Below are 19,770 nucleotides of genomic sequence, written 5' to 3'. Positions count from 1 at the left end.
AACCGCCTCTTTGTTGTTTATTGCCGAAGGGCGCCCGGTTCAACCGCGCCGTTCCAGGAAAAATCCTTTGAGCAACAGGGCCGCCTCGGTCTCGCCCATGCCTGGATAGATGTCGGGCGTGTGGTGGCAGGTCGGCGAGGCGAAGAAGCGCACGCCATTGACCACCGCGCCGCCCTTGTCGTCGGCGGCACCGAAATAAAGCCGGCGCAGCCGGGCGAAGGAAATGGCGCCGGCGCACATGGCGCAAGGTTCCAGCGTCACATAGAGATCATGGCCGGTCAGCCGCTCGGCCGACAGTTTGCGGCAAGCTTCGCGGATGACCAGCATCTCGGCATGCGCGGTCGGGTCGGCAAGTTCGCGTGTGCGGTTGCCGGCGCTGGCGACAACACCAGCGCCATTGGCGATGACGGCGCCGACCGGCACTTCGCCTCGCAAGGCGGCAGCCTCGGCCTCCTTCAGCGCCAGCGCCATGAAATCGGGCCGCTTCACGCGATTTTCACTCCGATTATCTCCTCGCCACCTGACGGTGATCCTGTTATTGAGCGCAGGACCTCGAAAATCGGGACTCGGTTTTCGAAAATGATCATGCGCCACATCAAAAGTGCTACAGCGTTCGTTGCGCGCCCGAAAGGATGCGCCACGCTGTAGCAGCGCAAACGGATAAAGGCCACATGGACGACAACGAGAAGAAATTCCGACCCAGGAAGGGTCCGGCCAAGAGTGGGCCGAAAGCCGCGGGACCGCGCAGCCGAGATGGCGCCGCGGGCAAGGGCGGCAAGCCGTCCTTTGGCGCCAAGAAGCCTTACGCACCGCGTGGCGATCGGCCGATGGCCGCTGATGGCGAGCGGCCGAAGCGCGATTTCAAGGGCGGCGACAAGCCTTTAGGCAAAGGCCCGCGACCCGAAGGGAAGCCTTTTGAGAAGCGCGAGGGGCCGCGCAAGCCCTACGCACCGCGCGGCGACCGCCCGATGGCCGCCGAGGGTGAGCGCAAACCGTATGAGAAGCGCGAAGGACCACGCAAGCCCTACGCACCGCGCGGCGACCGCCCGATGGCCGCCGAGGGTGAGCGCAAACCGTACGAGAAGCGCGAAGGACCACGCAAGCCCTACGCACCGCGCGGCGATCGCCCGATGGCCGCCGAAGGTGAGCGCAAACCGTATGAGAAGCGCGAAGGACCGCGCAAGCCCTATGCACCGCGGGGAGACCGGCCGGCTGCGGCGGCAGCGGACGGCGAAAAGCGTTTCGACCGTCCCAAGCGTGATTTCAGTGACCGCGCGCCGCGCGACGCCGGCGATCGCCCGAAGCGTGACTTCGCCGACCGCCCCAAGCGTGATTTCGGCGAGCGGCCGAAGCGGGATTTCAATGATCGGCCGCAAGGCGCGTCAGGTGGCAGCTTCAAGCCACGCCCGCGTCCCGCCGAGGGCGCGGAAGAGGCAGGCGAGCGCATCGCCAAGCGGCTGGCGCGCGCCGGCCTGGCCTCGCGCCGCGATGCCGAGGAACTGATCGCCGCCGGCCGCGTCAAGGTCAATGGGCGCGCCCTGACTTCACCGGCCTTCAACGTCATGCCTGATGACATCATCCATCTCGACGGCATGGAAATCCCGCCGATCGAGCGCACCCGGCTGTTCCTGTTCCACAAGCCGGCCGGCGTCGTCACCACCAACCGCGATCCCGAGGGCCGCAAGACCGTCTTCGACGTGCTGCCGGCTGAATTGCCGCGGCTGATGACCATCGGCCGGCTCGACATCAACACCGAAGGCCTGCTGCTGCTCACCAATGATGGCGGCCTGTCGCGCGTGCTCGAACTGCCGGCCACCGGCTGGCTGCGCCGCTACCGGGTGCGCGTCCACGGCAAGGTCGAGGAAAGCGCGCTTGCGGGCCTGCGTGAAGGCATTGCCGTCGACGGCGTGTTCTACGGTGCCATCGAAGCGACGCTCGACCGTGAGCAAGGCACCAATGCTTGGCTGACGATCGGCCTGCGCGAGGGCAAGAACCGCGAAGTCAGGAACATCCTGGGTTCGCTCGGCCTCGACGTTACGCGGCTGATCCGCATCTCCTACGGGCCGTTCCAGCTCGATGACCTCGCCGAGGGCCATGTGCTGGAGATCAAGGGGCGCGTGCTGCGTGACCAACTCGGCGAGCGCCTGGTCGAGGAATCCGGCGCCAATTTCGACGCCGATGTCACCAAGCCGTTTTCCAACAAGCCGGTGCGGCGCACCGAAGTTCGCGAGCCGGAGCCGGAGCGGCCGAAATTCACCCGCGACGGTGAGCGCCGCCCGATCGGGGAGGGCGGTCTGATCAAGAACCGCAAACGCCGCGAAGGCAGCCGCGACGAGGCTCTGGGCAAACTGTCGACAAGTCCCGACAGAAGCGCGGAGAAGAGTTTTGGCGAACGCGGCCCGCGTCCCGAACGCAGCTTCGGCGACAAGCCGCGCGGCAATTTTGGCGACAAACCGCGCGGTGGCTTCGGTGACAAGCCACGCGGCGGTTTCGGCGACAAGCCTCGGGGTGGTGGCAAAAAGTCCGAGCGCGAGCAGCGGCCGATCGAGCCGCCCGGCCAGCGCAAGGCCAATGTCTGGATGGCACCGGGCGCGCGGCCGATCGGCAAGGGCAGGGCCGACGCAGACGCAGCCAAGGCCGCTGAAGCCAAGGCGCGAAAGGCATCGTTCAAGCCGACCTATGGCAAACCGGCCGGTGCCAAGCCGTTCGGCAAGCCGAGAGGCGAACGTCCGGGCGGGGCCGGCGGCGGTGAGCGTCCGCGCAATGGTCCCCGAGGCCCCAAAGCGAGATGAGAATCGTCGGTGGTGAGTTTCGCGGGCGTCCGCTGGCGACGCCCCGTTCGAGCGCCATCCGTCCGACGACCGATCGCACCCGCGAGGCGGTCTTCAACGTGCTGGCGCATCGCTTTGCCGCGCAGTTGGACGGTGCGCGCGTGCTCGACCTGTTCGCCGGCACCGGTGCGCTGGGGCTTGAGGCGCTGTCGCGCGGTGCCTCCTATGGCGTCTTCATCGAGGAATCGGCCGAAGGCCGTGGCCTGATCCGCGACAATGTCGAGGCCTTTGGGCTGACCGGCCGCACCAAGATCTTCCGTCGCGACGCCACGGGCCTCGGCGAGGCCGGCACGCTGGCGCCGTTCGGCCTCGTCTTCGCCGACCCGCCCTATGGCAAGGGTCTTGGCGAGCGCGCCTTGCAGTCGGCGAAAGCCGGCGGCTGGCTTCGCCCCGGCGCGCTGTGCGTGGTCGAAGAGGCGGCAGTGGCGCCGTTCGAGCCTGGTCCCGGCTTTTCGGTGCTGGACGAGCGCAACTATGGCGAGACCGTTATCCGCTTTGTCGAGGCGGTCTGATAGCCTGCATCCTTGGCCGGGCCTCATGGGCCGGCCTCTTTGCCGCCGCCTTTGCCGGCAACATGACCAACAATTCACTTTGCTTGTCGCCAGCACCTTGCCTATCGTCCGCCAAGAAACCGGAGCCGTTGATGACATCCAGGATTGAATGGCTGCGCGGAACGCTGTTGGCGTCCTCTTTGGCTTTTGTCATGACCAGCCCGGTGCTGGCCGAGAGCCCCGTCTTGCCCAACACGGTTCCGGCCGAGTTCAAGGTCACGGATTTCCTGCTCGACAACGGCATGGAGGTCGTCGTCATTCCCGACCACCGTGCACCGATCGTCACCCACATGGTCTGGTACAAGATCGGCAGCGCCGACGAGCCGCCCGGCAAATCCGGCATTGCGCATTTCTTCGAACATCTGATGTTCAAGGCGACGACCAACCATGCGGCCGGCGAGTTCGACCGCGCCATCTCCGATATTGGCGGCTCCAACAACGCCTTCACCTCTTACGACTACACCGCCTTCCACGAGACGGTGGCGCCGTCGGCGCTCGAGCTGATGATGAGCTTCGAGGCCGATCGCATGCGCAATCTCATACTCACCGACGATGTCATCAAGACCGAGCGCGATGTCATCCTCGAGGAGCGCCGCTCGCGCATCGACAACAGCCCCCAGGCCGTGCTGGACGAGGAGGTCGATGCGACGCTGTGGCAGAACCAGCCCTATCGCATCCCGGTCATCGGCTGGATGCAGGAGATGCAGCAGCTGAACCGCGCCGACGCTGTCGCCTTCTATGACAAATATTACCGGCCCAACAACGCGGTGCTGATCGTTGCCGGCGATGTCGAACCGGACACGGTGCGGGCGCTGGCCGAAAAGACCTATGGCAAGGTGGCGCGCGGCCCCGATCTGCCGCCGCGCATCCGTCCGGTCGAGCCGGAGCAGAACACCAAGCGCACGGTGACGCTCGCCGACGCCCGCGTCAGCGTGCCGAGCTTTTCCACACAATGGGTGGTGCCGTCCTATCACACCGGCAAGCCGGGCGAGGCGGAAGCGCTCGACCTCTTGGCGGAGATCCTTGGCGGCGGCAATCGCAGCCGGCTCTACCAGGCGCTCGTCGTCCAGCAAGGTATCGCATCCAGCGCCGGCGCCTTTTTCCAGGGCACCATGCTCGACGACACCAACTTCACCGTCTATGGCGCGCCGCGCGGCGATGCCAAGATTTCCGACGTCGAAGCGGCGGTCGATGCCGAAGTGGTGCGCATCGTCAAGGATGGCGTCACGCCATCGGAACTGGAAAAGGCCAAGGACCGCTATGTCAGGTCGATGATCTTTGCCCGCGACAAGCAGGATTCCATGGCCAACATCTACGGCTCGACGCTGGCCACCGGCGGCAATGTGCAGGACGTCCAGCAGTGGACGGACCGCATCCGCAAGGTCACGACAGACGAGGTCAAGGCCGTCGCCGCGCGCTATCTCGTGCTCGCACGGTCGACCACCGGCTATCTCTTGCCGCAGCAACAGGCGGGGAATTGATTTGATGACGAGCACGAACGCGGTACGCGCACCCCTCACCACCCTTTTCCTCTCCATCCTCTTCCTCATCCTGCCGGCACTCACCGCGCGGGCCATGGACATCCAGTCCGTCACCTCGCCGAAGGGCATCACCGCCTGGCTGGTCGAGGACTATTCCGTGCCGGTCGTTGCCATCCGCTTTGTCTTCGGCGGCGGCTCGACGCAGGATCCGGTCGGCAAGGAGGGACTGGCCAATCTGATGACCGGCCTGTTCGACGAAGGCGCCGGACCGCTCGACAGCGAAGACTTCCAGATCAAGCTCGACGATGCCGGCGCCGAGATGAGCTTCGACGAGAGCCGCGACGGCATCTACGGCTCGATGCGCATGCTGGCCGAGCAGCGCGACCAGGCCTTCGACCTGTTGCGGCTGGCGGTCAACGAGCCGCGCTTCGACCAGCTGCCGATCGACCGCATCCGCGCCCAGATCCTGTCCGGCATCATCGCCGGCGAGAATGATCCCGACACGGTGGCGCAGAACAAATGGGCGCGCGCCCTCTATGGCGATCATCCCTATTCCCGCTCCGACCAGGGCACCAAGGAAAGCATCGCCACCATCACGCCCGATGATCTCAAAGCCCTGCACAAAGCGGTGTTCGCGCGCGGCGGGCTGCGTGTCGCCGTTGTCGGCGCCATCGACGCGGAGACGCTGAAGAAGAAGCTCGACATGGTGTTCGGCGACCTGCCGCAAAACCAGGCGCTGAGGCCGGTGGCCGATATCGACCCGAAGCTGGCGCAGCATATCGAGGTCGACTACGACCTGCCGCAGACCTCCCTGCAGCTCGCTTTTCCCGGCGTGAAGCGCAAAGCGGCGGATTTCTTCCCCGCCGTGCTGATGAACGAGATCCTCGGCGGCGGCACCTTCACCTCGCGCCTGTTCCAGGAAGTGCGCGAGAAGCGCGGGCTGGCCTACAGCGTCAACTCCTCGCTCATCAACCAGGACCACGCCAACGCGCTGATTGTCAGCACCGGCACCCGCTCCGACCGTGCGGCCGAGACGCTGGGCATCATCCGCGATGTGGTCAAGCGACTGGCCGAACAAGGCCCGACCGAGGCGGAACTGGCGGCGACCAAGAAATACATGATCGGCGCCTACGCCATCAACAATCTGGACTCCTCCAGCGCCATCGCCTCGACGCTGGTCGAACTGCAGCTCGACGATCTCGGTATCGACTACATGCAGCGCCGCGCCGGCTACATCAACGCGGTGACGCTCGACCAAGTCAAGGCGGCGGCGAAGAAGCTGCTGACCGCCGAGCCGACCATCATGGTCATCGGCCCGAAATTGGCCGGAGCCGGCAAGGGATGAGCCCGACCTTCGGCATCGCCTTCGGCGGCGGCGGCGCGCGCGGGCTGGCGCATATCCATGTCATCGAGGCGCTGGACGAGTTGGGCATCAAGCCGGTGGCGATTGCCGGCTCGTCGATCGGCGCCATCATGGGCGCCGGCATGGCCGCGGGCATGACCGGCAAGGACATCCACGACTATGCCCGCTCGATCCTCGGCCGCCGCGCCCAAGTGGCGAGCCGCATGTGGCGGGCGCGGCCGGGCACCATCGCCGAAGCCATGCAGAACGGCATCCGCGTCAGCCAGTTCAACGTCGAGCGCATCCTGAAAGCCTTTCTGCCCGAGGCCATTCCCGAAACCTTCGCCGAGCTGAAAATCCCGCTCAAGGTGACGGCGACCGACTATTTCGGCCACAAGCTCGCTGTCTTCGAAGACGGCGACCTGCACTCCGCACTGGCGGCATCAGCAGCCATCCCCGCCGTGTTCCGCCCGGTGACGCGTGACGGCAGGCTGCTGATCGACGGCGGCATCTACAACCCCGTGCCGTTCGACCTGATCGAAAACGACGCCGACATCATCATCGGCGTCGACGTCGTCGGCGCGCCGGAGGAAGTCGATCGCAAGCAGCCGACCTCCGTCGACCTGATGTTCGGTGCCACGCAGCTGATGATGCAGTCGATCATCGCCAACAAGCTGAACCAATGCCGCCCCGACATCCTGGTCCGCCCGGCAGTCTCGAGATACCGCGTCCTCGACTTCCTGAAGATCGACGCCTTGATGAACGAGACGGTGGATATCAAGGACGAGCTGAAGCGGCAGGTGGAGAAGGTGCTGGAGGCGAGGAGCGCCGCCGCCGTTAAAGGGAGGCGAGGAAAGCAGGTCGGGTGAGGATGCATCTTCCCGACGCGATCTGAAAGGCTCCAACCGATTTACGATTTCGCCACCGGCACATACTCCAGCGCCACAACACCGTTGCTGAACGGCGTCGCCGAAATCAGTTCGAGCGACACCGGCTCGCCGGCTAGGAACAGCGGCTTGCCCTGACCGACGGCGCCGGGGTAGCTGAGCAGCCTGACGCGGTCGACCAGGCCATGGCGCAGCAATTCCTGCGCGACGCTGAGGCTGCCATGCACATAGATGTTGCCGCCGCTGCCTTGCTTCAGCGTCCTGACCGCATCCGGCAGCGGTCCCTTCAGCAATTCGGCCGGCTCCCAATCGAGCGCCTTCAGGCTGGTCGAAGCGACATATTTCGGCAGCGCGTTGAACCGGTCGGCAAAATCTCCGGTTTCCGTTGGCCAGGAGCCGGCAAAGATCTCATAGGTCGTACGCCCCAAAAGCATGGCGCCGCTGTCGGCAAGCTCCTCCTCCTTGAACCTGTTCATCTCGTCGTTCCAGATCACCCTGGGCAGCTTCTCGACCTCGGCAATGCCATCGACGCTGATGAATTCGGTGACGATAAGTTTTCGCATGGCGCGCTCCTTCTTTGGTCAAAGGACGAACCGGGTGGGCGCTTTGCGACATGCTTGGTGAAAAATATCGCGGCGCTCTGTCGTCTTCGGTTAGTGCTCAAGATACGCATTGACCTCAGCCGGCCTAACGGCGCACCCCGACATATTGATCCGCCTGGGGGTGTCGAAGTACCGCGTGCTCGATTTCCTGAAGATCGACGCGCTGATGAACGAGACGGTGGATATCAAGGACGAGCTGAAGCGGCAGGTGGAGAAAGTGCTGGAGGCGAGTGCGTTCTTGCAATATCTCCAGGTCAAGCTCCAGAGCCAGTTTACATCAATGGATCTCTAATGAGTGCGCGCTTATCGACTGCCATTAGGATCGGGGAAGCCGCAAAGGCGATCTTTCGAAAAACTCAGAGCTTTCCAAGTCGAGAATTCGGAGAGCATGCAGACCTGAGCGAACGCGAACACACCGGTGTTGAACCGATGCTTTTGGCGCTTTCGATGGAGTTGGCACTCAAAGCGTGGTTCGTCTTCGACCACGACGATCCAAGAGTTGTCAAATCGCACAACCTGATGAAGCTGTTTGATCGCCTAAAGCCCGAAAGCCAGGAGAAACTCGACGCTGAGTTCAAAAGGTCGGTGGCCCCGTATCATCCCAATGGTTTCTACATCGGCTACAGCATTCGTCACATTCTGCATCAGCACCAAGATGCCTTCACCGATTGGCGCTACTTTCACGAGGCGAAGAAATCGATGATGTTCGATCAGGGTGCTTTTGAGGCAACGCTCGAAATGGTGCTCCGTGAGTTCGAGAAAAGATATCGCATTGAGCGGGTGAAGCCGCTTTGGCCATCCTGAATGCAGTCCGGGTCGGGGGCCCCGATGCGCCAGAAGAGGCCGACCGCAAACAGCCGACCTCCGTCGACCTGATGTTCGGCGCCACTTTGATGAACGAGACGGTGGATATCAAGGACGAGTTGAAGCGGCAGGTGGAGAAGGTGGTTGAGGCGAGGAGCGGGAAGGGCAAGCGCGGGTGGCTGGGTGAGGGCGTTGGCGTGCCGCTAGGCGCCCCAAGTCGGCCTTTCGGACACTCTTGGCCTTCGCATAAAAGCGGACGTTCGCGGGGCAAAGTAGATGGCGACAATGCAACCTTTTTCAGCCATCACAATGCGCAAGTCGATCTCAAAAAAGTGGTCGTTCATGTGACGCCACTTTAAGAGGGTGCAACCCCAAAAGCGAAGTAGGGTTTCTCTCGCTGCCTTATCGGTTAAACAGTCGCGGCCGAACTTTGCGCCTCTGCGACAGGGCGGTCATCTCTGTCGGTTCCCGAGCCGCTTGCCCCAGATGCGAGAAAGGCCCGTATTTTACTTACCGAAATCCAGTCATAACATGTGCCACAGCGGTAGATTCGGGGGGCGGCATGTATCTGTGCGGTGAAGGCATTGATGAAATACTGATCGAACTGTACCCGATCCTTCTGGCGGAGGGAGCCGCGAACGTCGGCACCCGCGGCGAAATGCGAGAAAGGCTTGGGGTGTCCTTCCGAATGACGAACCCCAGAGCTCGGATCAGTCGATCACAGGACCGTGGCAAGCCTTTCAGCGCCTTGGGGGAACTGCTTTGGTATCTTGGAGGTCTCGATACTCTCGAGTTCATCAAGGAATACATCCCGGATTACGCCAAGGATGCCGAAGATGGCATCCTTGCTGGCGCCTACGGTCCACGGATCCATGCGATGCGCGGAAGTATCAACCAGCTTGAGAATGTTACCAGGCTTCTGAAAGAGAAACCCACGTCCAAGCGCGCTGTGATCCAACTTTACGATGCTGCGGACATCGCGGTCCATCACGAGGAGATTCCGTGCACGACTGCACTGCAATTCGTAGCGCGCGACGGTCGTCTTCACATGTCCACCACGATGCGGTCGAACGACGCGTACAAGGGCCTGCCGCATGACGTGTTCTGCTTCACTATGCTCCAGGAGATGATGGCAACTCGCCTTCACCTCGATCCGGGGGATTACCTTCACTACGCCACCAGCATGCACGTTTACGACGGCTCGATCGAGCCGATGAAGAATTACGTGAATGAAGGACATCAGAAGACCGTGCAAATGCCCCCGATGCCTTCCGGAGACGCATTCTCAATTACCGACGCCCTGTTGAAGGCTGAGGGGGAGATCCGAGCAGAAAAGAAAATTCGGGCTGAAGACTTTGCGAGAGCACCATACTGGGCTGACATCATTCGCCTTCTCCAGGTGTTCTGGGCTACTAAACGGCGGGGTGCACCAGGATTCGAAGGTCTCGACGAGTTGAAGGCCGAGTTTCATGACGAGGTTTATCGAACATATCTCGAGCGGAGGCTGAAGACCCGAGTCCTGCGAGATACCAAAACAAATGGAGCCTGAAATGTGGCCGACCAGGCAGCTGCAGCATGCGCAGATCTCTAGCGCTCTTCAAACTTTCTCCGCCAGCGTTCGTAATCTTCCAGGTGCCTCGGGGAACCTAGCGCGCGACACACTCGCGATGCAGTTCGTTGCGAGCCTAAGACGCGAAGATTACTACAGGCGAGTACAGGAAAGGCCCGTCACTGCAGGGAAAGCAGATCCCAATTCGGGCACGTTCGATGCCGAGCGCGCGGTTGCATATCATATGCAGAACGGCGACGTAGAAGAGGCCGCATGGCTTGTGTTCCTTATGACGCATTTCGCTCGACCTTCGTCTTCCGGATGGCTTCGACTGCAGCAGGTATACGGTCGCCTAGGGGCTGGGGTGTGGGACTGGCAGACTGTTTCGAACAACCCACAGACAATGATCTCATGGCTCGCCGCGAATTGGATGAACATCGGGGGAAAATTCGGCAATCACCGGAAGTACGAGAGTCTGCGGCCGAATTCCAACAGGAGCTTCGGCGATGTCTTGCTCAGCTACGTCGGTTGGATAGGGCTCACGGGACATCAAACGTTCTTCGCTGCAAAGATCCAGCAAACAGGCAACAATCCCACGACGATCTTCGATGCTCTTTATCGGAGCATGAGCGTGAAGACCTTTGGGCGGCTTGCGAAGTTCGACTACCTTGCGCTGATCGGACGATACGGTATCGCTCCGATCGAGCCAGGATCCGCCTACTTCAAGGGCGCTACGGGTCCCGCTTCCGGCGCACGCCTCCTGTTCACAGGTTCACACACTGGCGCGGCGACGGACGCACAGCTTCAAAGCTGGGTGGATGAGTTGGATGCACACCTTCACGTGGGAATGGCCGTGATGGAGGATGCCTTGTGCAACTGGCAGAAGAGCCCGACCGCATTCGTCCACTTCAAAGGATAGCGATCCTAGACGGTGGCGGGATTGATCTGCCTCCAGTCCCACGTACGCTTGAGATAGTTCAATTTGTCGGGCTCCAACATTCCACGGTGCTGCATCTGTCCGACGGTTAGGCCTGGAGCTACTCCAATCGACACGCTGAAGCGAACGATGTCGTCTCGTTTCGGCGTGACGCGTTCGAATTCGGACTCCCGAAGAGCAGGAATGACGCATTCCGCCGCAAACTCGTTGGCCTCGTTTTCCCGATCTGGGTCCCCGGGCAGAGCATCATCGTCAACGAAGGTGTTCGCCTTATGGAGCACCAGATGTCCGATCTCATGGAAAACCGTGAACCAGAACTGATCATCCCGCTTGTAGCGGAAGCTCAGCAAGAGCATTGCCTTGTCGGGATCGACCATTCGTATCGCGCCGCTGGCGCGGCAGCCATCGGGAGCCTTGACGACTACAAGCGCAACGCCCGCTTCCGCGCAGAGCGTCCTCAATCTCGGTAGAAAGAGCTGAGGATGGCGGATCATAGAAAGCCTTCGGATGTCCCGCAGCCGATCCATCAGATTCCCGGAATTCCAGGCGCGTGTCTGGATCATGTCGGCCTCAAGTTCGCCGCGCCGGAGCCACAGAAGAGTGGCATCTTCCTTTGACGCGAATGCCTTGGAGGTACGATAGTCCGTTTCGCCCACCAGGCGCCCATATCGACCCGTCCACGATTCTGCGTCCGGAACGTTGTAGAACACCAATCTTTTGCGGATTTCGGCCGCACGGCGCTCTAGGGATAGCTTACCACGCACTTTCTGGCCCGGAGCGGGGATGCGCAGCAGCAGATCCTCATGTCCACTTTCTCGGACTTGAACCACGGCACGATCGACTGCCTTATCAAAGTTCTCTTGCCGCTTCAGCCAGAATTTCACCGTCGCTCCAAGCGCCGCCGACAGTGTCGAAGCAGTTGATTCGTCGATTTGCCGCGACCCATCTATGAGGCTGCGGACAGCATCAAGCCCATCCTTTAAGCGCTCAGCAAGGTCATGAGCGGAAATGTTGCGTCGTTGCATGATTGCGCGGATCGAGTCGCCAGGTTTCGAAAACCAGTTGGCTGTAGCGTGCTCATCGATCATCGTACTTCCGATATGGCTGTCAGCTTCACAAATTCAACACCGGCCCAGTCAATCCGTCCAGCGTCCGTCAGTGCGACGTTCTGATCCACGCTCACGAAGGTTGCGGTGTACCTCGAGCCGATGGCGATTTCAAAGCTCTCATCGTCATTGATGGTCACGTTTCCCCCTAGGATCTCATGCCACTCCTGGACATTCTCGAAAGCTTCCGCATCCGCAAGCTCGGTAACTAGGCGATCTGCATATGTTCTACCAAACCGTTTTTCCGCCACGTCACGGTTGAGGCAACAATGCTTTAGATCGGCCGTCCCATACGAAATCTGCATCCGCGAGTCAGCGTCCGCTTGCGCAATACTGGATGGCGAGGCTTGCGCCACCCTGATCGGCTAAGGCTAGCTTCATTGAGGACGAGCCGATCCCCGAGGTTTGTCGGCTTGCTTGGCGCGGATACGATCAATGCGGGACCAGTTCCTGCCCAGTTCCTGTTCGGCGGCCTCATCCATGTCGACGCTGGTTGCGTTGCAGAGGGCTGCGAGCGTAACGAGGACCCCCCCAACTTCTTGGCGCACGTCACCTTTCGCCCTGCCGAACACGTACTCCACTAGTTCGAGTGCCTCCTCCTTTGTGCAGGAATTCGACTGAGCAAGTTCAAGCGCCTCTTCGAGGAAGCGATGATTGCGCTCCTGTACATCGAGGTGCGCCGATGTCGGAAAACATGCGACAATCCATTGCCATACGCGGTCTTGAAACGAGCCTGAAGGCATGTTCACTCCCAGAAGTTGCCCTGAGAAGACACTGAGTCTGAGATTGGTTCAAGTCTTAGTCGAATACCAAGCCTGCTGGACAATAAAGGTTGTGCATAAAACCGTCGCTTTGTCTTGCGGCGGGCCTCGTTCTCTTCCAGAAGAAATCAATCTCGTCACGATGCCGCCAGACTGGATGCCGAATGACAGCTTATGCCAACAGAAATCAAAAAAAGCAGACAGACCGCCGCCGGCCCCTTGGATGCCTTATACCTGAGGCCGCTCGCTGAGGAATAAACCGCCTTCGCCCTGAGCTAAAGGGCCGCCCCCTCAGTCCTTCGCCCGCTCCACATACGCCCCATCGGCGGTCATCACCACCACGCGGGTGCCCGGCGCGATGTGCGGTGGCACCAGCGTACGCACGCCGTTGGACAGCACGGCCGGCTTGTAGGACGACGAGGCCGTCTGGCCCTTGGTCGTCGGCTCGGTTTCCACCACTTCGAAGGTGGCGCGCTGCGGCAGCACCAGGGAAATGGCAATGCCGTTGAACTGCGACACCTGCACGGCCATGCCTTCCAGCAGGTAGGGCGCCATGTCGCCGACCACGGCTTCCGACACCGCGACCTGGTCGTAGCTTTCCGGGTTCATGAAATGAAAGCCTTCGCCGTCGCGATAGAGGAAGGTGTGCTCGCGCTCTTCCACATAGGCACGCTCCACCTGTTCGGTGGTGCGGTAGCGCTCCGAAACCTTCACCCCGTCGCCGATGCGGCGCATGTCGAGCTGCGTTACCGGCGTGCCCTTGCCTGGGTGGATGTTTTCGGCAAAGAGGATCACATAAAGCTTGCCGTCCCTGTCGACGACATTGCCTTTGCGGAGCGAACTGGCGATGACTTTCACCACGGTTTTATATCCTGCAAGAAGAGTTGACTGGCGTTTGCCGGCTAGTGCGGCGCTGGATGGGGGCCTACCGCATCTTGGCCGCCGCCGCCAGCCCCATTCCACCATGTTCCGAGCCGCATGACCGAAGCTTCGCCCTGGTGGACGCCGCATGTTCATGCCGACCGCCGCCCGCGGCTGATGCTGCGCAACGGCATCGCCGCCGGCCTGCGCGGCTGGTTCGCCGCCCATGATTTCGTCGAGGTGGAAACGGCGGCCCTGCAGGTCTCACCCGGCAACGAGGCGCATCTGGCGGCTTTCGCCACGGAAGCGGTCGGGCCGGACGGTGCAAGGGCGCCGCTCTATCTCCACACCTCGCCGGAATTCGCCTGCAAGAAGCTGCTCGCCGCCGGTGAAACCAGAATTTTCAGCTTCGGTCCGGTCTACCGCAACCGTGAGCGCGGCCCCTTGCACCATCCCGAATTCACCATGCTCGAATGGTACCGGGTGGGCGAGGCCTATGAGAGCCTGATGCTGGATTGCGCCGCCTTCCTGGCGCTCTCCGCGACAAGGGCAGGGGCGACTCTTTTCTCGTTTCGGGGCCGCGACTGCGATCCGTTTGCCGAGCCGGAACGTCTGACGGTGGCGGACGCCTTCTCTCGCCATGCCGGCATCGACTTGCTGGCCACGGTCGCCGCCGACGGCAGCACCGACCGCGACGCGCTGTATGCCGCCTTGACCCAGGCCGGCCTTCGCACCGCGCCCGACGATAGTTGGGCCGACCTGTTCAGCCGGGTGATGGTCGAAAAAATCGAGCCATTCCTCGGGCAAGGGCGGGCGACCATCCTGTGCGAATATCCGCTGGCCGAAGCGGCACTGGCGCGGCCGAGCCCGCGCGACCCGCGCGTCGCCGAGCGTTTCGAGCTCTATTGCTGCGGCGTCGAACTCGCCAACGGCTTTGGCGAACTGACCGACGCCGACGAGCAGCGCCGGCGTTTCATCCTCGAGATGGACGAGAAACAGCGCATCTATGGCGAGCGCTATCCGCTGGACGAGGATTTTCTGGCGGCCCTCGCCATCATGCCGCAAGCCAGCGGCATCGCGCTCGGCTTCGACCGGCTGGCGATGCTGGCCACCGGCGCGCAAAAAATCGAGGATGTGATCTGGACGCCCGTCGCCTGAGGGCCAGAACGTCTGGCCCATTCGATTCCAGGGATCAAGACTGGACCATGACCCCGAACCAAGCGACCACATGAGCGGCACGCGGGACCGAGAGTTCAAAGCTCACGGTCAAACGGGAAGGTCCAACATTGTCAGTTTCTGAAACGGTCGAAATCGCCATTGTCGGCGCCGGAGTCGTCGGGCTGGCGACGGCACTTTGCCTTGTCGCGGACGGCCGCGAAGTTCTGCTCATCGATCCGAACGAGCCGGGCTCCGGCGCGTCGTTCGGCAATGCCGGGACGATCGCCGAATATGCCTGCATGCCGGTCGGCACTCCTGCGGTGCTGCGGGCGTTGCCAAAGCTGCTGCTTGATCCCGACAGCCCGTTTTCGCTGCGCTGGCCGGCGCTGCTGCAGCTGGCGCCATGGTTAGTTCGGTTCATGCGGCAATCGCTGCCGGCGGCCACCCGGGCCAATGCGCTGGCGCTCGCCGGACTGCTGGCCGACGCCCTCCCGGCCTGGGAGGAAATGGCTGGGGAGGCCGATCTGGACGATCTGCTGCGCCGCAATGGCTGTCTTTACCTCTATCGCCGCGAGAGCGATTTTGCCGCTGGCGCCGGCGGCCGGGCAATGCGCGCTGGGTTTGGCATCCACCAAGAGGTGCTGACCCCGGAAGAGGTGGCGGCACTTGAGCCGGGCCTGCCTGCGACAGTAGCGCATGGCGTGTATTTTCCCGACTCGATCAATGTCACCGATCCGGCAATGGTGATGCGGCGGTTGCTGGGCGCGGTGAGCGCCCGTGGTGCATCGGTAAAGCAGGCTGAGATCACCGGGCTGCAGGTCGAGGCTGGCGGTGTCCAGCTCAGCGGCCCCGGCGTTCGCATCAAGGCTGGCACGGTGGTGATCGCCGCCGGTGCACGGTCGCGCGCACTGGCCGCGCAGGCCGGCGACAGGATTCCGCTCGAGACCGAGCGCGGCTATCATCTGGAATTTCGGACCGACGCGCCGCTGCTCAACCGGCCTGTCTGTCCCGTCGATCTTGGTTTCTACCTGACGCCGATGGCTGGCCGCTTGCGGGTCGCCGGCACCGTCGAACTCGGCGGCCTGGTCGCGCCGCCAAATCCGCGCCGGCTGGCGCTGCTTGACCGTGGTGCCAGGCAAATTTTTCCCAAACTTGGCTCGCCTGCCTCGCAATGGCTCGGCTTCCGGCCGTCCCTGCCGGATTCCAGGCCGGTCATCGGCCCTTCACACGCCAGTTCCCGGGTGATCCATGCTTTCGGTCATGGCCATCTCGGCCTGACGCTCGCCCCGATCACGGCGCGGCTGGTCGCCGACTTGATCGCTGGACGCGAAGATCCGGCTCGGCTCGCACCTTTCGCGGCGGGCCGTTTCGGCCGTTGATCGACCGATGCCCTCGATCTGGGCTAGTGCGCGAAAACCTGCTCCAGTGAGCGAAAACCCTTGAATTCCAGGGCATTGCCCGAGGGGTCGCGGATGAACAGCGTTGCCTGTTCGCCGGGCTCGCCCTTGAAGCGGACCATCGGCCGTTCCAGCCAATCGATGTCGTCGCGCGCCTCCAGCCGCGTCGCCAGACGCTGCCAGTCGTCCATCAGCAGCACGGCGCCGAAATGCGGGATTGGCACGACAATGCCGTCGACCTTGCCGTCATTGGAGGCTTGTGCGGCCTGCGGCCGCAGATGCGCCGACATCTGGTGGCCGTAAAGGTCGAAATCGACCCAGGTCGCTGACGAACGGCCGATCGCGCAGCCCAGCACCTCGCCATAGAAAACGCGGGTTTCATCGAGATCACGGACCGGGAAGGCGAGATGGAAAGGCGTCATCGAAATGCTCCGTGCAGGCTGCGGACCGATTTTGCGTCACAGGGTTCGCGATTTGAACCGTCCGCCCCGCATTTTGATTGAAGCCTATGCCATTGCACAAGCCGGACCGGAACAATAGATGGGTGGGCAACGGCCGCACACCGGCCGCACCAGCAGGAATTCAGGCATGACGGATATATCAGACGCAGCAAAATTGACCGACCGCGTCGCGGCCCTGGTCGAGGCTGCCAAAAAGGCCGGCGCCGATGCCGCCGACGCGGTGGCCGTGCGCGGCCGCTCGACTGGGGTGTCGGTGCGTCTCGGCAAGGTCGAGGCTACCGAAGCCTCCGAGAGCGAGGATGTGGCGCTTCGCGTTTTCGTCGGCGGCCGCGTGGCGAGTGTCTCGGCGACCGCGGCGTCCGACCCGAAAACACTGGCCGAGCGCGCCGTGGCGATGGCGAAAGTGTCGCCGCAGGATCCTTATCAGGGGCTGGCCGACCCGGCATTGCTGGCCAAACAGACGCGCGATCTCGATCTGTTCGACTCCACCGAAGTGTCCGCCGACCAGTTGAAGGAAGCCGCATTGGCTGCCGAAGCGGCAGCGCTTGCCGTCAAGGGCGTGACCAATTCGGCCGGCGCCAGCGCCGGTGCGGGGCTGGGCGGCCTGGTGCTGGCCACCTCGCACGGCTTCCTCGGCCACTATGTCGGCTCGCGTTTCTCGCGCTCGGCCAGCGTCATCGCCGGCGAGGGCACCGGCATGGAGCGCGACTATGAATTCTCCTCGCGCCAGCATTTTGCCGATCTCGATGCGCCCGAGGACATCGGTCGCAAGGCCGGTGAGCGCGCCGTGCGCCGCATCGGCGCGCGCAAGGCGGCGACCGGGCCGGTCGACGTGGTTTTCGATCCGCGCGTCGCGCGCGGCATCGCCGGCCATCTTGCCGGCGCCATCAACGGCGCCTCGGTGGCGCGCAAGACCTCGTTCCTGCGCGACATGATGGGCAAGCAGGTGGCCGCATCCGCCATCACCGTCACCGACGAGCCGCTCCGGCTGCGTGGCCAAGCCTCGCGGCCGTTCGACGGTGAAGGCGTCGAGGGCGAAAAGCTGTTGATGGTCGAGAAGGGCGTGCTCAACCACTGGTTCCTGTCGACCTCGGCCGCAAGGGAACTGGGCCTCGTCACCAACGGCCGCGGCGCGCGCGGCGGCTCTTCCGTGACGCCATCCTCCACCAATCTCGCCATCGAGCCGGGCGAGCGGTCGCCGGAAGAGTTGATCAAATCGCTCAGGACCGGCTTCTACGTCACCGAAGTGTTCGGCCAGGGCGTCGACATGATCACCGGCGAATACAGCCGTGGCGCTTCGGGCTTCTGGATCGAGAATGGCGAACTGGCCTATCCGGTCGCCGAGGTCACCATCGCCTCGAACCTGAAGACCATGTTCCTCAACATGGTGCCGGCCGATGACCTCGACCGCAATTTCGGCACCGCCGCGCCGACGCTCCTGATCGAAGGCATGACCCTTGCCGGAGCATGACCTGACCATAGCCGGGGCCATCTCCGGCGCCTCTGGGGACTTGCCGCTGCTGCGCGATGCTGCCCGCGAGGCGGGGGTCATCGCCATGCGCTACTTCGGCAACAGCCCGCAAGTCTGGATGAAGGGCGGCACATCGCCGGTCAGCGAGGCCGACCATGCCGCCGACGCCTATCTGCGCGAAACGCTGCTGGCGGCCCGGCCCGACTATGGCTGGCTGTCGGAAGAGACGGTCGACGATCCGGTCCGGCTTTCCGCACGCCGCACCTTCGTCGTCGACCCGATCGACGGCACACGCGGTTTTCTGGAAGGCCAGCGCACCTGGTGCGTCAGCGTCGCCGTCGTCGAGCGTGGCCGTACGCTGGCCGGCGTGCTGGAATGCCCGGCGATGGAGGAGACCTATTGGGCGCTGCCCGGCCAGGGTGCTTTCCGCAACGGCAAGCGCATTGCGGTTCGCAAGCTGGCGGATACGGCCGAGATTTCCGGGCTGAAGCAGTTGACCGACCTGATGCCGGCCGAATGGCAGGCGCGGCTGAAACGGGCGCCTTACAGCCCTTCGCTCGCCTATCGGCTGGCCATGATTGCCAATGGCGCGCTGGATGCCACTTTCGTCAAGCCGAACGCGCATGACTGGGACATCGCCGCGGCCGACCTCATCTTGCGCGAGGCCGGCGGCCAGCTGCTCGATCAGCATGGCCGTGCTCCGCTCTATGCCGGCGAGGTGACCCGTCACGGCGCGCTCGCTGCAGGCAGCGGTGAATTGCTGGCCGTGCTCGCCGGCGTCATCGCCGGTCTGGACGCGTGAAAGCGTTTTCCCGGGCGAGACGAATTCATCTCGCCCTAAAGGTTCCAAAGTCGGCGGCTTTGGTCTAGACCTGTCACAAACTCACGATATGTGAAGGACCGACATGGCCGCGGAAGACGGAAAGAAACAGCTTTTGCATCTGGTGTTCGGTGGCGAACTGAAGAAGCTTGGCGGTACCGAATTCCGCGATCTCGACGGGCTCGACATCGTCGGCATCTATCCCGACTATCAATCCGCGCACACGGCATGGAAAGCCAAGGCGCAAGCCAGCGTGGACAACGCCCACATGCGTTATTTCGTCGTTCATCTGCACCGGCTGCTGGACCCCGACAACAAGGCTTCCGGTTGACTTCGATGGAGCATGACCTGGCGAAAGGGCCAGCAAGCGATGCCGCGCCCACGGGCAGGGGACGCAGCCGCACGACCAAGGCCTTCTGGCGCAAGATTCGCCAACCGCTGGCGCAGTCGCGATTCGTCAAGAACGCCATCGCCAGCCTGTTCGCCCAGTTCGTCCGCTTCGTGCGCCTCACCAATCGCGTCGTGGAGGGCTCGGCGCGGTTTTCGGGCGGCGCCTATACCGAGTTCGAGCCTGGCATCATAGCCCTGTGGCACGGCCAGCATCTGCTGACGCCGGCCTACTACCCCAAGCGCAAGCCGCTGGTCGCCATGGTCTCACGCAGCGCCGATGCCGAGCTCAACGCGCTGATGCTGGAAAAATTCGGCATCGGCGCTGCGTGAGACCATGGCGACCAGCGGCTTGCGCTTGGGG

The 19,770-nt window shown here is 62.9% G+C and carries 20 protein-coding genes and 3 pseudogenes; 16 read left to right on the top strand and 7 right to left on the bottom strand.

Annotated elements, in window-relative coordinates:
• Nucleotides 1–39: 39 nt before the first annotated feature.
• Entirely contained in the window at nucleotides 40–489 is a 450-nt protein-coding gene (locus tag EOA19_RS22035) for a nucleoside deaminase (protein ID WP_127289016.1), read from the bottom strand.
• Nucleotides 490–671: 182 nt separating this feature from the next.
• Between EOA19_RS22035 and EOA19_RS22030 the strand changes: the two genes are divergently transcribed.
• From EOA19_RS22030 to EOA19_RS22010, 5 genes are all read left to right on the top strand, one after another.
• A complete protein-coding gene (locus tag EOA19_RS22030) occupies nucleotides 672–2,792 on the top strand; it encodes a pseudouridine synthase (protein ID WP_128304785.1) in 2,121 nt (706 codons plus the stop codon).
• A complete protein-coding gene (gene rsmD / locus EOA19_RS22025; RefSeq protein ID WP_023813546.1) occupies nucleotides 2,789–3,343 on the top strand; it encodes a 16S rRNA (guanine(966)-N(2))-methyltransferase RsmD in 555 nt (184 codons plus the stop codon). Before EOA19_RS22030 ends, rsmD begins: the two co-directional genes overlap by 4 nt.
• Nucleotides 3,344–3,474: 131 nt before the next feature.
• Nucleotides 3,475–4,863, top strand: coding sequence for a pitrilysin family protein (locus tag EOA19_RS22020; RefSeq protein WP_128304784.1), 1,389 nt, complete (start codon nucleotides 3,475–3,477; stop codon nucleotides 4,861–4,863).
• Nucleotides 4,864–4,867: 4 nt separating this feature from the next.
• Nucleotides 4,868–6,208, top strand: coding sequence for a pitrilysin family protein (locus EOA19_RS22015; protein ID WP_128304783.1), 1,341 nt, complete (start codon nucleotides 4,868–4,870; stop codon nucleotides 6,206–6,208).
• Complete coding sequence (locus EOA19_RS22010) at nucleotides 6,205–7,074, top strand: patatin-like phospholipase family protein (RefSeq protein ID WP_128304782.1); 870 nt, start codon at nucleotides 6,205–6,207, stop codon at nucleotides 7,072–7,074. Before EOA19_RS22015 ends, EOA19_RS22010 begins: the two co-directional genes overlap by 4 nt.
• Nucleotides 7,075–7,115: 41 nt before the next feature.
• Here EOA19_RS22010 and EOA19_RS22005 read toward each other — a convergent pair whose 3' ends face one another.
• Nucleotides 7,116–7,655, bottom strand: coding sequence for a dihydrofolate reductase family protein (locus EOA19_RS22005; protein ID WP_128304781.1), 540 nt, complete (start codon nucleotides 7,653–7,655; stop codon nucleotides 7,116–7,118).
• A gap of 136 nt (nucleotides 7,656–7,791) precedes the next feature.
• Here EOA19_RS22005 and EOA19_RS22000 point away from each other — a divergent pair.
• The 5 genes and pseudogenes from EOA19_RS22000 to EOA19_RS21980 all read left to right on the top strand — a co-directional run.
• Nucleotides 7,792–7,986: pseudogene (locus EOA19_RS22000) on the top strand (hypothetical protein); the annotation flags it as partial.
• Nucleotides 7,986–8,498 carry a hypothetical protein gene (locus tag EOA19_RS21995; RefSeq protein ID WP_128304780.1) on the top strand — a complete coding sequence of 171 codons (513 nt, stop codon included), beginning with the start codon at nucleotides 7,986–7,988 and terminating at the stop codon, nucleotides 8,496–8,498. The pseudogene EOA19_RS22000 and the gene EOA19_RS21995, both read left to right, overlap by 1 nt.
• Before the next feature lie 26 nt (nucleotides 8,499–8,524).
• A pseudogene (locus EOA19_RS21990) lies at nucleotides 8,525–8,659 on the top strand (patatin-like phospholipase family protein); the annotation flags it as partial.
• 401 nt (nucleotides 8,660–9,060) lie between these two features.
• Complete coding sequence (locus EOA19_RS21985; RefSeq protein WP_128304779.1) at nucleotides 9,061–10,047, top strand: thymidylate synthase; 987 nt, start codon at nucleotides 9,061–9,063, stop codon at nucleotides 10,045–10,047.
• A gap of 1 nt (nucleotide 10,048) precedes the next feature.
• The gene (locus EOA19_RS21980; RefSeq protein WP_128304778.1) at nucleotides 10,049–10,966 is read left to right on the top strand and encodes a hypothetical protein; all 918 of its coding nucleotides are present in this window, start codon (nucleotides 10,049–10,051) and stop codon (nucleotides 10,964–10,966) included.
• A gap of 5 nt (nucleotides 10,967–10,971) precedes the next feature.
• Here the strand turns inward: EOA19_RS21980 and EOA19_RS21975 are convergent, their stop codons facing one another.
• The 4 genes from EOA19_RS21975 to efp all read right to left on the bottom strand — a co-directional run bounded on the left by EOA19_RS21975 (nucleotide 10,972) and on the right by efp (nucleotide 13,712).
• A complete protein-coding gene (locus tag EOA19_RS21975) occupies nucleotides 10,972–12,072 on the bottom strand; it encodes an ImmA/IrrE family metallo-endopeptidase (protein ID WP_128304777.1) in 1,101 nt (366 codons plus the stop codon).
• The gene (locus EOA19_RS21970) at nucleotides 12,069–12,395 is read right to left on the bottom strand and encodes a hypothetical protein (protein ID WP_128304776.1); all 327 of its coding nucleotides are present in this window, start codon (nucleotides 12,393–12,395) and stop codon (nucleotides 12,069–12,071) included. Before EOA19_RS21970 ends, EOA19_RS21975 begins: the two co-directional genes overlap by 4 nt.
• A 72-nt stretch (nucleotides 12,396–12,467) precedes the next feature.
• Nucleotides 12,468–12,833 (bottom strand): MazG nucleotide pyrophosphohydrolase domain-containing protein, encoded by a 366-nt coding sequence (locus EOA19_RS21965; RefSeq protein WP_128304775.1) that lies wholly within the window; start codon nucleotides 12,831–12,833, stop codon nucleotides 12,468–12,470.
• 309 nt (nucleotides 12,834–13,142) lie between these two features.
• Nucleotides 13,143–13,712 (bottom strand): elongation factor P, encoded by a 570-nt coding sequence (gene efp, locus EOA19_RS21960; protein ID WP_128304774.1) that lies wholly within the window; start codon nucleotides 13,710–13,712, stop codon nucleotides 13,143–13,145.
• 117 nt (nucleotides 13,713–13,829) lie between these two features.
• Here efp and epmA point away from each other — a divergent pair, with 117 nt between their 5' ends.
• Both epmA and EOA19_RS21950 read left to right on the top strand, forming a co-directional pair.
• Complete coding sequence (gene epmA / locus EOA19_RS21955; RefSeq protein WP_128304773.1) at nucleotides 13,830–14,870, top strand: EF-P lysine aminoacylase EpmA; 1,041 nt, start codon at nucleotides 13,830–13,832, stop codon at nucleotides 14,868–14,870.
• Nucleotides 14,871–14,998: 128 nt separating this feature from the next.
• Nucleotides 14,999–16,249, top strand: coding sequence for an FAD-dependent oxidoreductase (locus EOA19_RS21950; RefSeq protein WP_128304772.1), 1,251 nt, complete (start codon nucleotides 14,999–15,001; stop codon nucleotides 16,247–16,249).
• Nucleotides 16,250–16,272: 23 nt separating this feature from the next.
• Here the strand turns inward: EOA19_RS21950 and EOA19_RS21945 are convergent, their stop codons facing one another.
• Nucleotides 16,273–16,689 (bottom strand): VOC family protein, encoded by a 417-nt coding sequence (locus EOA19_RS21945; RefSeq protein ID WP_127288998.1) that lies wholly within the window; start codon nucleotides 16,687–16,689, stop codon nucleotides 16,273–16,275.
• Between the two features lie 166 nt (nucleotides 16,690–16,855).
• On the opposite strand from EOA19_RS21945, the gene EOA19_RS21940 reads away from it, so the two are divergent.
• The 4 genes and pseudogenes from EOA19_RS21940 to EOA19_RS21925 all read left to right on the top strand — a co-directional run.
• A complete protein-coding gene (locus EOA19_RS21940; RefSeq protein ID WP_128304771.1) occupies nucleotides 16,856–18,199 on the top strand; it encodes a TldD/PmbA family protein in 1,344 nt (447 codons plus the stop codon).
• Nucleotides 18,186–19,001 carry a 3'(2'),5'-bisphosphate nucleotidase CysQ gene (locus tag EOA19_RS21935; protein ID WP_128304770.1) on the top strand — a complete coding sequence of 272 codons (816 nt, stop codon included), beginning with the start codon at nucleotides 18,186–18,188 and terminating at the stop codon, nucleotides 18,999–19,001. The genes EOA19_RS21940 and EOA19_RS21935 overlap by 14 nt, the downstream gene beginning before the upstream one ends.
• Before the next feature lie 103 nt (nucleotides 19,002–19,104).
• A complete protein-coding gene (locus EOA19_RS21930; protein WP_127288992.1) occupies nucleotides 19,105–19,350 on the top strand; it encodes a DUF4170 domain-containing protein in 246 nt (81 codons plus the stop codon).
• Nucleotides 19,351–19,355: 5 nt separating this feature from the next.
• Nucleotides 19,356–19,727: pseudogene (locus EOA19_RS21925) on the top strand (hypothetical protein); the annotation flags it as partial.
• Nucleotides 19,728–19,770: the final 43 nt, after the last annotated feature.

It is taken from the genome of Mesorhizobium sp. M7A.F.Ca.US.010.02.1.1, from assembly GCF_004023085.1.
Taxonomy (GTDB): domain Bacteria; phylum Pseudomonadota; class Alphaproteobacteria; order Rhizobiales; family Rhizobiaceae; genus Mesorhizobium.
This window is presented reverse-complemented; position numbering and strand designations above follow the sequence as displayed.